This is a genomic window from Thalassoglobus polymorphus (genome assembly GCF_007744255.1).
In the GTDB taxonomy this organism is placed as follows: Bacteria; Planctomycetota; Planctomycetia; order Planctomycetales; family Planctomycetaceae; genus Thalassoglobus; species Thalassoglobus polymorphus.
This window is the reverse complement of the sequence record NZ_CP036267.1, coordinates 563389-578255: the sequence shown is the minus strand read 5'-3', so window position 1 is coordinate 578255 and position 14867 is coordinate 563389. Positions and strand designations below refer to the sequence as shown.

12 protein-coding genes and 1 tRNA gene are annotated in these 14867 nt (G+C 50.6%); 5 read left to right on the top strand and 8 right to left on the bottom strand.

Going from position 1 to position 14867, the window contains the following annotated elements:
- Window positions 1-2 precede the first annotated feature (2 nt).
- Both Mal48_RS02180 and Mal48_RS02175 read right to left on the bottom strand, forming a co-directional pair.
- Window positions 3-245 carry a DUF6868 family protein gene (locus Mal48_RS02180; protein WP_145195671.1) on the bottom strand — a complete coding sequence of 81 codons (243 nt, stop codon included), beginning with the start codon at window positions 243-245 and terminating at the stop codon, window positions 3-5.
- A gap of 240 nt (window positions 246-485) precedes the next feature.
- Window positions 486-1925 carry a sulfatase gene (locus Mal48_RS02175; RefSeq protein WP_145195669.1) on the bottom strand — a complete coding sequence of 480 codons (1440 nt, stop codon included), beginning with the start codon at window positions 1923-1925 and terminating at the stop codon, window positions 486-488.
- Window positions 1926-2426: 501 nt separating this feature from the next.
- Here Mal48_RS02175 and Mal48_RS02170 point away from each other — a divergent pair.
- Window positions 2427-3332: a DUF72 domain-containing protein gene (locus Mal48_RS02170; RefSeq protein ID WP_145195667.1), complete on the top strand. Its 906-nt coding sequence runs from the start codon at window positions 2427-2429 to the stop codon at window positions 3330-3332.
- 14 nt (window positions 3333-3346) lie between these two features.
- Here the strand turns inward: Mal48_RS02170 and Mal48_RS02165 are convergent, their stop codons facing one another.
- Window positions 3347-3670, bottom strand: a complete 324-nt coding sequence (locus Mal48_RS02165) for a tetratricopeptide repeat protein (RefSeq protein WP_145195665.1) — start codon at window positions 3668-3670, stop codon at window positions 3347-3349.
- 442 nt (window positions 3671-4112) lie between these two features.
- Between Mal48_RS02165 and Mal48_RS02160 the strand changes: the two genes are divergently transcribed.
- Window positions 4113-4186 (top strand) — tRNA-Cys (locus tag Mal48_RS02160).
- A 92-nt stretch (window positions 4187-4278) separates the two neighbouring features.
- On the opposite strand, the gene Mal48_RS02155 is transcribed toward Mal48_RS02160, so the two are convergent.
- The 4 genes from Mal48_RS02155 to Mal48_RS02140 form a co-directional block, all read right to left on the bottom strand.
- Entirely contained in the window at window positions 4279-5679 is a 1401-nt protein-coding gene (locus Mal48_RS02155) for an MBL fold metallo-hydrolase (RefSeq protein WP_145195663.1), read from the bottom strand.
- 104 nt (window positions 5680-5783) lie between these two features.
- Complete coding sequence (locus tag Mal48_RS02150; protein WP_145195661.1) at window positions 5784-7385, bottom strand: Ppx/GppA phosphatase family protein; 1602 nt, start codon at window positions 7383-7385, stop codon at window positions 5784-5786.
- Between the two features lie 58 nt (window positions 7386-7443).
- Window positions 7444-8742, bottom strand: a complete 1299-nt coding sequence (locus tag Mal48_RS02145) for an NAD(P)/FAD-dependent oxidoreductase (protein WP_145195659.1) — start codon at window positions 8740-8742, stop codon at window positions 7444-7446.
- Window positions 8739-9704, bottom strand: coding sequence for a proline racemase family protein (locus Mal48_RS02140; RefSeq protein WP_231739851.1), 966 nt, complete (start codon window positions 9702-9704; stop codon window positions 8739-8741). The genes Mal48_RS02145 and Mal48_RS02140 overlap by 4 nt, the downstream gene beginning before the upstream one ends.
- A gap of 539 nt (window positions 9705-10243) precedes the next feature.
- Between Mal48_RS02140 and Mal48_RS02135 the strand changes: the two genes are divergently transcribed.
- Window positions 10244-11209 (top strand): magnesium transporter CorA family protein, encoded by a 966-nt coding sequence (locus Mal48_RS02135; RefSeq protein ID WP_145195657.1) that lies wholly within the window; start codon window positions 10244-10246, stop codon window positions 11207-11209.
- 224 nt (window positions 11210-11433) lie between these two features.
- Window positions 11434-12186, top strand: a complete 753-nt coding sequence (locus tag Mal48_RS02130; protein WP_145195655.1) for a transposase — start codon at window positions 11434-11436, stop codon at window positions 12184-12186.
- Between the two features lie 382 nt (window positions 12187-12568).
- Here the strand turns inward: Mal48_RS02130 and Mal48_RS02125 are convergent, their stop codons facing one another.
- On the bottom strand, window positions 12569-12853 hold the full coding sequence (locus Mal48_RS02125) for a hypothetical protein (protein WP_145195653.1): 285 nt from the start codon (window positions 12851-12853) through the stop codon (window positions 12569-12571).
- A gap of 610 nt (window positions 12854-13463) precedes the next feature.
- Here Mal48_RS02125 and Mal48_RS02120 point away from each other — a divergent pair.
- On the top strand, window positions 13464-14858 hold the full coding sequence (locus Mal48_RS02120; protein ID WP_145195651.1) for a glutamate decarboxylase: 1395 nt from the start codon (window positions 13464-13466) through the stop codon (window positions 14856-14858).
- The last annotated feature ends 9 nt before the right edge of the window (window positions 14859-14867 follow it).

Genomic DNA, 14867 nt, shown 5'->3' with positions numbered 1-14867 from the left:
TCTCATGTGACGAGCTTTAAAGCGATGTACGGTACAAGATTGAAAACCAGGACGGCAATTTTGTAGTGCCCCAAATACTGGAAATATAACGGGGGAAGCTCAGACTCCTGCACTCCCATCACACGGCTATGAATCTTCGAAACCGGCCCGGTCAGGAAGACAAGCGCGATCGTTGAAACGACGAGCACACCCATGTTGATTGCGGTACACCAACCGAAGAATTGCGTCAGCTGATCGATAGACATTTGAATGGCTCTCCGATGGAGGGGGAAGGCTGCGATAGAGAACGACAGAGTGCCCCTGACAATAATGAATCCACCATGCCAAGACTATGCCAACCGTACGGAACAGAGTGGTCGCTTTTACCGTTGATGGCCGTCTCCGCCCTGGAGAATGTTGCATCTGCCCTCGCACGGCTCACAGAGACCGTGGCGCGCTGCAACCTGAATCGTGCCGCTCGTCGGAGTGGGTTTTGTGAATCGCTTTTACGGCAGTAATCGTGTTAGTTTTTTGACGACTTCAGGTTGGCTCTCTGCCAGATTCTTGACGGGGTCGAAGTCTGTTGTTTGATCGTACAGTTCAAATTTTCTGTTTGAGCCTTTTTTCTTCGTTGCAATTAAACGGTGAGTCGCTGTTCGGACGGTGACGGAATCTCTCCAGTAGCTGACAGCGTTGTTTCGGACGGAGGGTTTTGTGTTGTTCAGAATTGGTAAGAGCGACTTTCCATCGAGTGGATGGGTCATTTTTGTAAATGACGGTTCGCACAGGTCAATCAGTGTGGGGTAAATATCGATTGTCTCAACGAGGGCGTCAGTGGTTCGGGCGTTGTTGGTGTGGGCTGGATCGAAGATGATTAGCGGGCTGTGAACAGCTCGTTCGAAGGGAGTATGTTTGGCCCACATGTCGGAATCGCCGAGATTCCAGCCGTGGTCCCCCCAGACAACGACCACTGTCGATTCCGCCAGCCCGGTCTCTTCGAGGACTTTCATCACGCGGCCGACTTGCCGATCTGTGTAACGAACACAGGCTAGATAGGCGCGTCGACACTCGCGGATCTCTTCTGGGCTCAGCGGTCGTTCTTTCGGGAACGGGAATGTGTACTTAAAAAACTCACCACTTTTGTGCCAGTGTGGGCTGTCTGGTTTTTCGGGGTGTGGTGGATCAGAAATTTGAACGCCTTCGAAAGCCTCCCAGTCCTGCTTGGGGGCGACGAATGGTAAGTGTGGTTTGATAAACCCCAGGCCGAGGAAGAATGGTTTGTCAGACTTGCTGAACTCTCGAAGCTTTTCTTCGGCGGTGGTTGCCAGCATTCCATCGGGAAGGTCATCATCGTTTTCGACCGTGAATTGCATCAGGTCGATATGCCCTCCGCCATCTTCACGATGCTTGCCGTCCGCGTACGCGAAGAAGATTCCCCAGCCACGCTTCCATGGCCCCAACGGTGTTGCCAGCTCATCCCAGGCGTGCGGGAGTTCGTGGCGACCATCTCCTTCGCCGTTGTATTCGTACACCAATCCATCTGCAGTGTGAGAAATTTTTCCGATCAAAGTCGTGTGATAGCCGCTTCGCTGGAAAAGTTCGGGGAGCGTTTGTGCTCCGGGAAGTTGCTCCATCGAGAAGGCACTTTTGCCGCGATAAGCGGCTGCGTTTTGGGATGTCACTCCCGATTTCGCGGGACTTCTGCCTGTCAGTAAAGCGTAGCGCGAGGCTCCGCAGGTTGGGACTTGCACAAAGTGATTTTTAAAGACCACGCTTTTGGCAGCCAATGCATCCAGGTGCGGTGAGATGGCAACATCTGAGCCGAAGCACCCCAGTTCGGGACGCAGATCGTCAATCGCGATGAACAACACATTCTTCTTGGCAGCTTCTCCTGATGTGCAAACCGTGAACACGATTACGAGTGCGATCCAAAGTTGCGATTTCATGTTGCGTCCTTCGTTGTCCCTGGCGATGTCGTTCATAATTCTGGCTTGAAGCAGTCTCAAAACCTATGGAATTGCAACCATTCTCTGTCTCAGAGAAGTGAACAGCAAGTTTTGAGACTAGTTCAAAAACACATCCAATATTGATCTTTACGTACTGCCTCGTGGCGAGCAGCCTATGAAGCCATAAAAATGAACTTCAAAATGAACTTCAAAATGAACTTCAAAATGAACTTCACGGGCACGACAAGCATTAATAATGCTCTAATAGAATTTTCACCTCAAATGACTATAGTGGTATCAGGACCAATACGAAAACCTGAAGATGTTCTCTCATGCACAGAGAGGGTCTTACATCGGACCGGTTCTAGAGCAGTTTGCTCTCCCATGTGCCCGTGAAGAACGCGTTTCACAAGCGAGATAGCTGTTCGCCACGAGGCAGTACGCGAACACGACTTCGAAAAAGGCTATCATCCACCGAACTCTTCCAGTGGAAGTCAAATCATGACAGAGGCAACTCTTGCGGACTCGCAGCGTCCATCGCTTTACATTGGGTGTCCAATTTGGGCATTTGCTCAATGGAAGGGAAGCCTGTTCACAGCGAAGGCGACACGTCGAGAGTTTCTTAGCCAGTATGCATCTGTCTTTAATACTGTGGAAGTGAACAGCACGTTCTATGCATTTCCGGGAAGCGAGACGATCGAGCAATGGTGTGATCAAACACCGGCCGGGTTTCGGTTCTGCCTGAAGTTTCCAAAATCGATTTCTCACGAATCCAAACTGTTTGACTGCGGCGCCGTCACCGACGCATTTCTCTCGCTACTCTCGACGCTCCAACAGCGTGACCGTCTTGGCCCGGCGTTTTTGCAGCTTCCACCATACTTTTCAGGAACAGACTTTGACCTCCTCGAACAATTTCTGAGGTCGCTACCCAAAGAGTTTTCGTATGCTGTTGAAGTCCGTCATCGTAACTGGTTCGACAATAGCGAATGCGAACGAAATCTTGACCAGTTACTGACTGATCTCGGTATTGATCGCTGCCTGTTTGATTCCCGATCATTATTTTCAGCATCACCAACAGATGAGACCGAGAAAGAAGCTCAGCGACGCAAACCACGTTCTCCGTTCCGGACCACCGTCACGGGACAGCATCCGATGGTTCGGGCAGTCGGAAGAAATGATGTCGCTGCCGTTGAAGATTGGTGGAACGACTGGGCTGAGATTGCTGCTTGCTGGCTGCAACAGGGACTCAGCCCGTATCTGTTCACACATGCTCCCAATGAGCTTTTTGCACCAGCGCTTGGCGAGAAACTCTGGGGGCTCGTCAAAAAACACCATCCAGATGTTCCGCCGATGCCGGAATGGCCCGGTCGTGCTGAAGTCACCTTTCGGCAACCGACTCTCTTCTGAAAACGCTTCGAAGCTTACCCGGCATTCGCAGCCTGAACCTGATGAGCCTTTTCGCGGGCGTCTTCAGCTTCCTGAATCTTTCCACACTTCACGTAGATCACGGAAAGTTGTGTATAGGAGAACGAATCATTCGGAGAGATCTCGCAAACCTTCTTCGCGTGCTCAATCGCACTGTCGAACTGTCCCATTCGCTGCAAGTAAACCGCCAAGGCCGAGTGGGTGTCGGAATGATTTGGATCAATTTCAAGGACTTCCTTGAGCTTGCTGACAGCCCCTTCCAGATCCCCCTGATTCTTGAGTTCAACGGCCTGATCGTAGATTTCATGTGTCGTTGGCATTTTCTCAATCCCTACCCAAAAGACGTTCAGAATTCGCACTCGTAGATACTGATGCGAAAACATGTATTGCGTTCATCATTGACTTCATCCTCTATGCTAGTGACGAGACCTGGTTTTGTCTTCTGTTGTGGCCTCTTTAGCGTAAGTTTCACTGGACATTTCAGTTGTTTGAGAAAGAAAAATCGTACTCTGTCGCGAACTTGAGAACAGGTTTGACGCTCCAGGAAATGATCGTTAACTTACTCACCCAAGGGGAAGTTTGCGGGTCAGGTAGGCCTTACTGATTTCAACCAATGTTGATGTCATGAATTCCTGCGGAAAAACAGGAAATATGTCGAAGGTTCCGCTTTTCCCTGTCCGATCAAATATTACACAGCCTCACTGAGTTCAAAGTCGCCAGCTCTGATTAGTGGGGTTCAATGAGTGAAGCAGAATTCAAGAAGGCGCAGTAGCCAAGTGGCCTAAGGCGACGGATTGCAAATCCGTTATTCCCCGGTTCGAATCCGGGCTGCGCCTCTTTTTTGATTTCCAGTGAACTTCTTTTCCACTGTTGATTCTCACCTGCCGGTTCTTCCCGGTCAGCGACTCCGGTTGCTCAGCAAACCGGTTCAAATCTCGAACGACTCTCCAAAGGCCGGAATGATTGGGTCTTCATCGCAGTAGTCGCGAATCGTGGTCGCCAATGCTTGAGCAGAGTCTGGCTCTCCATGGACCAAAAAGACCTTTCCAAAGTGCCCCCGCTTGGTTGATTCTTCAAACCACCACTTGAAATCGACAATGTCGGCATGTGCGGAGAGACCTTCCAGTTGCACGACATTCGCCCTGACAGGAACGTCACGTCCAAAGATGCGGACATGCTCCCTTCGCTCTGCGATTTCCCGACCGGTTGTATGCGGGGCCTGATAGCCCATGAGAACGACAGTGTTCTTCTCTTGGGGAAGTGCTTGCTTCAGATGGTGGACGACACGCCCGTTCTCGCACATTCCACTGGCAGCGATCACAACAAATGTCCCTCGTCGCTTATTGAGCTCGATACTCTGTTGCTGGTTTTCAATTTCAGTTAAGCATTCAAATCCAAACGGATCGTCATCGGACTTGAGTGTCTCCTGAACATCGGCGTCGAGTGTGTGATTGTAACGACGGAAAACGTTTGTGAGACGGCTGGCTAACGGACTGTCGAGAAACATTGGCAAGCAATTCAGCTCTCCACTGTTCGTCAGTTCGTTCAGGTAATAGACGATTTGCTGAGTCCGTCCGAAGCTGAAGGCCGGAATAATGACACGTCCTCCTTTAACGAAACATTCACCAATGATTTTCTTAAGGTGCGATTTGATGTCCTGCGGTGGTGGGTGAACGCGACTTCCGTACGTCGATTCACAGATCAGGACGTCTGCCCCTTCGACGGTATCCGGATCACGCAGCAGCGGCATTCCGCGACGTCCCAGGTCTCCCGAAAAGACGACGCGTTTGTGCTCTGTTCCGTCTTTCAGTTCCAACTCAACAATTGCAGATCCCAAGACGTGCCCCGCGCGGTGGAATCTCAATCGAACTTCGTCGTTGTCACACAATTGCTGCCACTCTGAAAATGGGCATGGCTCAAAATTCGACACGAGCCCTTTCACGTCCTTCTCAGTGTAGAGTGGCTCAATGGGAGGATGATCGCCTTCGAGTTTTCGTGACAGATACTTCGCATCTTCACGCTGGATCTTTGCTGAATCCATCAGCATGATTTCAGCGATGTCGGCCGTCGCATCGGTACAGAAAACCGGTCCACGAAAGCCTTTGCTGTATAACTGTGGCAGATTTCCACAATGGTCGATATGAGCATGGGAGAGCACCACAGCATCGAGGTTCTTTGGGTCGCAATGGAACGTTTCGTTTTTCTTGCGGGATTCTGCTCGCCTGCCCTGAAAGAAGCCACAATCAAGCAGGATGCGACGATGGCTCGTCTCGATCAGATGCTGGCTTCCGGTGACTTCACCAGCCGCTCCAAGAAATGTAATTTTCATAGATGTCGCTCGATGTTCGACGGGACGAGTCTCTTACTCTGCATCTTATACAGCAGCCCGGCGTTCAGTTGGTTGAATTCGTAAAGAGTGAGTCGAATGAGCGTCTACAATTGCGCACTTGGCTCGATTTTCAGCTCTTTTACCTGAGTTCGCAGCAGTACATCCAGCCCGAAAATAGACTCAAAGAATTGCCGGTTTCTGCGCATCGCAATTTGCTCGACCGACAAATCGTCGATGTTGGGGACGCTAATCACCAGTCGGTTCCGAGTTCGTGTGCATTCGATCTCTTTGACTCTTTGTGTGCGCGAAGCATCCATCGCAATGGCTAATCGTAAGATCGCAGCGAGCTTGGAAATGGCGACGCGGCGATAACGGTCCATAGAGGCATATTGCTGATGGCTCGATCTGGGCAGCGCCCTGCGATGATAACGGGCCACCAGCGAGACTAGAGTCAAGTCTTCAGAGGTTAATCCAAAGAGACTGCTATTCATGATCAAGTACATAGAATGTTTGTGGATACTCGATGTGTTGATGTACGCTCCTGTTTCGTGAAGCAGGGCAGCCACATACAAAAGCAATTCATAACGACTGTCGAGATCGTGCTCGGCTTGAAGTTGACGGAACAATTGGCGAGCAAGGTCTCCGACACAGTGAGCGTGATCGTCGTCGACGTCATATTTCTTTGCCAGTTCCCAAGCCGAACGGATGATCTGTTGCTGAAAATCTTCGCTCCATTCCGGGCCCTTGGACATGTCGTTGAGAAGGCCGTCTCGCAAATTGACGCTCGACACGAGGATTTGATCTACGCCGAGAAGTTGTGCCATCGTGAGGTTAATCAGCAATGCCGAGCCGAGTGTTTCAGCCTCCGGAAATGTCAACTGATACTTGGAGACCAACGCCTCATCACTCATCGAGAGGATTTGGTCTGTGAACGTGGCGAGCTGGGAAACAGGAAGCTCAACAAGTTCATCATCTCCAACGGTGGTTTTCAAAAGCTGAGCGACAGCGAACCGGATGTCCCCTCCCATCGCCACCATGCTGGTGGGATTATCGGACTCAACGAGTTCGGTGAGCGGTTCGAGTTGGCTAAGTATTTCGGTCTGCATAATCTGCCGTCGTTTTTCACGTGGAAAGTGATACTTCGACAACGACTCCAAAAGTCGCAACGACCCCAGACGGAACCCATGAGAATAGGCGACATCTCCCTGCTTCAGGAGAAGCAGTTCTGTGCTCCCTCCTCCAACTTCAGTGACAAACGATTGCGATTGAAATAAGTCGACCTGCCCCTTGAGCATCGGCTGGACACCACGAAACGTGATTCGGTGAACCTCAGCCGCATCGAGAGTTTCGACTGAAAGACCGGTCGCGACAAACATGCGATCGGCGAACATGATGCGGTTGGTCGCTTCACGAACCGCACTCGTTGCGACAACTCGAATATCCTCCGCTCGAGTGATCTGATATTCATTCAGTTTTCGGCGATATGCCTTCAGCGCAGCGACGCATTCTTCGATGGTGTTCCGGGCGATTTCACCTCTTGTGAACGTATCCTTTCCCAACGTGACCGCTTGCGAGAGCGATTCGAGCAACCGCACATCTCCGTCGGGAAAGATCTCCGCGATCGCCATTCTTACGGAAGTTGTTCCGACATCAATGACAGCGACGGTTCGTACGTGTTCAGAGCTTTTTCGGGCTGGATTATTCATGATCTTATGGCATTTTTTGAATTGGAATTCGCGTTCTCAGCCGCTTTTCTGCACCACACTAAAACCGTTCGACTCGGTATGGGTGCGGGTCGATATGTGGAGTTTGATCGGTCATTAATTCCGCCACCAGCTTGCCAGTTCCGGCTCCCATCGACAGCCCGAGCATGCTGTGCCCCGCTGCCAACCAGGCATTTTTAAACTGTGGAAGCTTTCCAATGATCGGCGCTCCGTCAGCGCTCATCGGTCGCCAGCCGCACCATTTCTCCTGAATCGGTTCTGCCAGCGGTTCTTTCAAATAGTGTTTCGCTCCATCCGTTAAGATCTCCAGCCGGGTTTCATTAATCGATGAATCGTACCCAGCGAATTCCATTGTCGAACCGATTCGATACCCCGTATCCATCGGTGTGATGGCAACACGATGCTGTTCGAAAATCATCGGATACTTCGGACAGATTTTGGGTCGCGGCATCGTCATGGAATACCCTTTCCCCGGCTGAATCGGAATCGTTGCCTTCAAATGCTTCGCGAGTTGTGGCGACCACGCTCCGGTTGCAAACACAACCTGATCCGCTTTCACAGAACCGGTTGAGGTCTCAATTTGTGAAACGTTTCCATCGCGGGTTGTCAGAGACTGAAATTCGCAGTGCTCGACAATGTTCACCGAGTTCGCGAGAAGTCGCTGCTTCCAGGCAGACATCACTTTGTCAGGACGGACATGAGAGTCGCATTCATATAACCACCCACCACCAACACCCGGCTTCAGCGACGGTTCAAGAGCCTCCAGAGCCTTTCCATCGTACGGCTTGGCAGCGAGCCCGAATTCCTCTCTCAAGAGCTTGTCAGTTTTTTCATACTCGTGGAAGTGATGTTCGTCGTCATGCACAAAAATCAATCCATCGGTATGCAACTCACAATCAGCCAGCTCTCCAGAGGTCATCAACGAAAGATACAGCTCACGCGATGAGTCCAAAAGCGCTTGCCGGGCTCGACCTGATTTCAGCATGCTTTCATGGTTACAGTTGCGTGCAAACCGTAACATCCAACCCCATAACTTCATGTCGAAGCGAGCTCTCACCTTAAAAGGAGAGTTCTTCTTAAACATGATCTTCATCGTGGAAGAAACGGCTCCCGGTTTGCAGAGTGGCAAAATATGACTCGGAGAAATGTATCCACAATTCCCATGCGAGCAGGCTTGCCCAAACTCTCCACGGTCGATCACCGTGACGGTGGCGCCGGTCTTTTGTAGATAATAGGCACATGCAGCCCCAATCACACCACCGCCAACGATGACGACATTGGATGAAGAAGTTGGCTGGGAAACTGACGGGGGTGTCGATGATTGAGAAGTATCATTCACGAGCGAATTCCAAAACGAAATGGATCGTTGAGATCCAGAATGAGTGTTGTTTCTGCGTTGACGTAAGCTGTTCCGGTGATGCTGGGAATCACCTTCCCGTTTTCCTCCTGGACCGATCCTTCAAACAGGCTACCGATGATGCTCTCTTGACGGAAAACCTCTCCCGCAGCCAGCTTTCCATCGGCATACAAACAGGCCAGCTTGGCACTCGTCCCTGTCCCGCACGGAGAACGGTCATACGCTTTCCCGGGGCAGAGTACAAAGTTGCGGCTGTCATTTTGCGGATCAACAGGTGGGCCGAAAAGTTCAACATGGTCGATCTCTTTTCCGTCCTCGCCTGTAATTCCGTTTGCTGTCAGTGCTTGTCGAATCGCCCAGGTGATCTTAGTCAATTTTTCGACATTGTTGATATTCAAGTCTTGCCCATGATCATTCACGAGAAAAAACCAGTTGCCCCCCCAGGCGATCTCTCCGCGAATTTGCCCCAGTCCGTCCACATGCACTTCAACATCGCTTCGATACCGATACGCAGGGACGTTTTGAATTGTGACCCGATTGGCGTCATGTAATTCAAAGGAAACAGGCCCGACAGGTGTGTCGAGCTGATGGCGCCCCAGCTGAACACGGTTGAGAGATGCCAGTGCGACCGCCACGCCAATGGTCCCATGCCCACACATTTGTAACGGACCAACATTATTAAAGAAGATGACTCCAGCGACGGAGTTTTCCTCGACCGGCGGACGCAACAAAGCCCCCACCATGACGTCCGACCCGCGAGGCTCGTTCACAACAGCAGAGCGGAATTCGTCGAACTGATCACGGAACCGCTCGGTCTGCTCCGCCAGCGACCCCGTCCCCAAATCTGGCCCTCCCGAGATCACCACCCGCGTCGGCTCTCCCCCAGTGTGAGTCTCAATTGTCCCCACACGCTGTAACGGAGCATCATTGGAAAACGGCGACATCTTGATCTAACTCAATCAGCACTACAAACAGGATGAGATCCAAGGCAAAGGCAACCCCCTCAACCTGAACCGGTGCGGTCCAAATTTAACTATGACCGCCTTCGAATGCGAGCAAGACCGACTCAGCCACCTGAAGAAATCTCAGGGCGAATCCAGCGAAGGTGGTCCTGCATCGATTAGAAAACCCCCTCCCCCCGAATCACTGTCCCGGGCTACCTCTCTGAATGAGTGGACAACCCTACACGAATCTGCCCGATGCAATGCACTGAGTCTGACATGACACCCGACTTCAAGTGGGCATCAAGCTGAAGTGCCGTAGAATGGCAGAGTATCTTTTTTAAGAGCGGATTGCGTGCCACGGTCTCTGCAAGGCGTGCGAGTCCAGTTGCAACGTTCTACAATTCTCGGATGCCCATCAACAGTAAAAGCGACCAGTCCGCTCCGCTTGGCTGACGCAGTCGTGGCATGAAAAATTTATCACAATCAGGGACATCCACTTCGTTGCTGTCTCTGCCACCGCGAAGGGAAAGTCGGGCGATATGAAAATGCAAGTCTTTGGGATCAGCGAGAACTCAACTTTAGATCCTTTAAATGAAACTGCACTCTCGGCAGCCTGGCAAGAGGATGAAGTCAATCGCTGGATTGATATCCAGGATGCGACAAATGAAGAACTGCGTGACTTACTCGCACCACTGAATTTGAATCCGGCAGTTCAAGCTGCCTGTCTGCAGCCGCATCGTGCAGACCGAGTGGTCTCGACCCAGGCAGCTCTCTATCTCGAGCTCCCCACGCACTTGGGCTGGGACCAAGCCTTGAAACCTTATATCTCGATCCTCTGCTTGAACACGACAATCATCACAATTCACCGTAACGATTCGCATTCGATCGAACAGATCATCCGCGACCTCTCCTTCGATACTCCTCTCTACGCCAAGACCTCCTCAGCACTTTTGTTTTACCTTTTGATGGCGATCGGAAAAGGGACCGTCGGTGCAGCTCTCGAAGTCCGCTCAGAAGCAGAACTGCTTGACCAAGCCTGCCACGAACATCCTGATAATCTTGATCCAAAAGAGATTGCAACTCTGCGAAGAAAAGTCAGCCATTATTCTGCAGTTCATGATGACCACACCTACTGTGCAGGCATACTGCAAACCGTGGAATCTGAAGCATTTCGAGTCAGTGAACAATCTCACTTCTACCATGACATGCTGAAACTGACTCAGCTCTCCGGGCAGATAATCGACGGAGCAGAATCAAGAGTCGTCAGCCTGGCTCGCGATTACGAATTGGTCTTGCAGCGACGAGTCGACAATCGACTCCGATTTCTAACGATTCTCTCAGCTGTCTTGATGCCATTGTCATTGATCTCCGGAATCTACGGAATGAATTTCAACGACATGCCAGCGATGGGCAAGCCACTCGGTTACCTGGTCGTGATTGGTGCAATGCTCGGAACAGCAGCCCTGACTGGCGGATACCTCTGGCGAAAAGGCTGGTTTGAATAAACGCCCACTTACGCCCCTTCCAGAATTCGAAAATCAAAGAACGCAGATTGTCTCCAGCCACACCCTCCTTCCGCTCCGTCGCAAAAATGCATGTGTGCGGTCTCGTGGGGATGGGCGATTTATCACTTAAAGAACAGCGAAAGTAGGGTCTGCCATGCGGACCGAATACGTTGACCGTTGGATGCAGTAAGGCCCACTGATTTACAGTTCACTCCAACCATAGTATAACTCGAAATTCGCCCTCAACGAAATACACCAGCCTCAATCTGGTCCGCACAGCGGACCCTACAGTCCCTGTTCTGGATCATGGTTCGCAGCTCCTGGTGCGCGTCGGAGCGAATGTGAAGTTGCTCAAGAAGTTGGGCTTTGTTCGTGAATCGAACGGCATTGTCTACGTCTGGACTGACAAAGCTGCACGCAAGCAGCAACCGCCATTGGTGTTCCGTTTGGTTGTTGTGCAAAGCACGCGTCATCCGGTTTACCTCATTACGAGTGTCACGAATCAAAGCAGGTTGAGCGAGAAACAAATCGCCGACCTGTATCGTGCTCGCTGGGGTGTGGAAGTCTTCTTTCGACACCTCAAGCAAACGTTCGGACGTCGCAAGCTCCGCAGCCACGCTGCTGCGAATGCACAGGTTGAACTCCAGTGGTCGTTAGTTGGGCTGTGGTCGATTGGTCTGTACGCATCGCATGAACTGGTTTCGCAAAGCATCCCATTAGAACGCTTGAGCATCGCCCAATCGTTGAGAGCATTTCGCAGGATCGCCAGCGACTATTTACACCCCCAGCAGAAAAAGGATCGCCTGCATCACCTGCTCCGCAAGGCACTACTGGATGAGTATCAACGTCAGGACAAATCAAGTCGCGACTACCCCCGAAAGAAACAGGAACGCCCCGCCGGCAAACCAAAGATCAACAAAGCCACCCCCGAACAAATCCAAACCGCCCAAAATATCAAGCAATCAAAAAAGGGTTAACGGCGTTGCGGGCCACCCCGCCCACCCTGCCACAGCCTGACCTACCTTGCTTCGTTTTATTAATCCATCCCAATAATATTTTTGTTTAACACAGACGATTGGCAATTTGGGCAATTCGCAGAGATCAATTCACCCACTCCAAACTGTGTCCGGATAACTTCTTCGTTGTCTTTTAAAACTATGGATTCAATGTCGACATCTGATTCCATTGCACTTGGTATTTCGCAATCCTTTAGCTTTACAATCCTAGCAGATCCTGTTGTTAAATTTTTAATTATTATTGTATATGAATCTGAGGTCAAAGAATACCCTTCATTGAAGGGTTCACTTTCGTAGCCACATGAATCACAGGTCAGTACGCATACAAACATATCCGCGTCCCTTAGAAAAAACCTTCGAATTTCCCGTTGTAAATCTCATCAAGAGACAGATCTCCACCTGCCCTTTTGTAAGCATTGTATATGTCATCAACATACTCTTCTAGGTTCTTAAAACCTGGAGATTTATCATGTATATTTTTAATAGCTCTTGTAAACACACGTCTATGCCACCAATAGTTCGCTTTCTTGAACCCTCTCCGAGTTGTTATATCGAATCCTTCTTTTTGCATGGCTGCTATCACATCCTTTGCTCTAAGGCCGTTTGCGAAATCTTGAGCATGCTGCATCTCGTCTGCTAAATTTACTGCTCTTACAAAATCTCCGTCACGGAAAAGTATTTTAGCTTTCTTCTCATCAAAAAACGTTTCAGCGAAAGTAGGGTCTGCTATGCGGACCGAATACGTTGACCGTTGGATGCAGTAAGGCCCATTGATTTACAGTTCACTCCAACCATAGTATAACTCGAAATTCGCCCTCAAACAAAACACACCAGCCTCAATCTGGTTCGCACAGCGGACCCTACAGTCCCTGGTTTGGATGTTCATCTCTGGCTTGTGCGTTTTCAGCTATCTATCCCCAGATAATCGAAAACCCAACTCTCTGGGGCAACCTGCTTGCGCCCCTTCCGGAATTCGAAAATCAAAGAATGCAGATTGTCTCCAGCCACACTCTCCTTCCGCTCCGTCGCAAAAATGGATGTGTGCGGTCTCGTGGAGATGGGCGATTTATCACTTAAAGAACAGGTTGCACGGACTCAAAAATACGAAAGTCCTCTAGCGCCCGGCATTTTCTGGATCGGCTCTTACGGTCAGCGGAGTCATTGAGTATCGTAACTCGACAGCAGCCTGAGCTTGAATTTCGCTGAGTGACACCAAGAATTTCCAAGGACTGAACGCTATGTCATCTGATCAGAAGAACGGTAAGCAAAGCACCAATGACGACTTATATGCGTCAAATGATTTGTCTGTCAGTTTACCGAAGTCACGAATCCCGGAGACTGAACATGATCCGCGACATGCCTACGCTGCGGTGCGGGATGAGCTGATGCTGGATGGAAACTCTCGACAGAATCTGGCGACATTTTGCCAGACATGGGTGGAACCTGAAATCGAGCAGCTCATGACCGATTGCATCGGCAAGAATATGGTCGACAAAGATGAATACCCGCAAACAGCTGAGATTGAAGAACGCTGCGTCCACATGCTCGCTCATCTGTGGAACTCTCCTGCGGGTGATTCGACCGTTGGAACCTCGACTGTCGGTTCAAGTGAGGCAGCGATGCTGGGCGGCTTGGCGATGAAGCGACGTTGGGAAGCGAAACGTAAAGCTGCAGGGAAGTCGACTGACAAACCAAATTTAATCACCGGCCCCGTTCAAATCTGCTGGCACAAATTTACGCGTTACTGGGATATCGAACATCGCGAAATTCCTATGGAAGCGGGACGCCAACTCATGACGCCCGAGGAAGTTTTAAGCCGCTGCGATGAAAACACGATCGGTGTCGTCCCTACGATGGGAGTGACATTCACATGTCAGTATGAACCGGTCAAAGCAGTGGCTGAAGCACTCGACCAACTTCAAGCCGACAAAGGGCTCGACATTCCGATTCATGTTGATGGAGCGAGCGGCGGATTTATCGCTCCGTTTTGTGCTCCACAACTCGAGTGGGATTTCACAATCCCCCGAGTCAAATCAATCAATACTTCGGGACATAAGTTTGGTCTCTCGCCGCTTGGTGTGGGCTGGGTTGTATGGCGAGAAATGGAGGACCTTCCCGAGGATCTCGTCTTCTGGGTGAACTACCTGGGAGGCAACATGCGTGACATCGCCTTGAACTTCTCGCGTCCTGGCGGACAGGTCGTCTGTCAGTATTACAACTTTCTGAGACTTGGGATGGATGGCTACAAGAAGGTTCACTCTGCCTGCTACGACACGGCTGAGTACCTCGCAAGTGAGCTTAAGAAATTCGACCTCTTTGAAATGATTTACGATGGTGACCGTTCAGTTGGCATCCCGGCCCTCTGCTGGAAATTAAAAGAAGGGACCGACCCTGGCTTTACACTGTATGGGTTAGCTGAACGCCTGAATGCCCGTGGATGGCAGGTTCCAGCATACTCACTTCCCGCCAATCAAGAAAGTGTCGTGATTCAGCGTATTCTTGTCAGGCATGGCGTCAGCCGCGACTTGGCGTCGCTACTCATCAAGGATATCCAAGCTGCCATAGAACACTTTCAACTTCACCCTGAACCGAAACATATTGCAGAAGAACACAATAGCGGATTTCACCATTAAAACAGATCA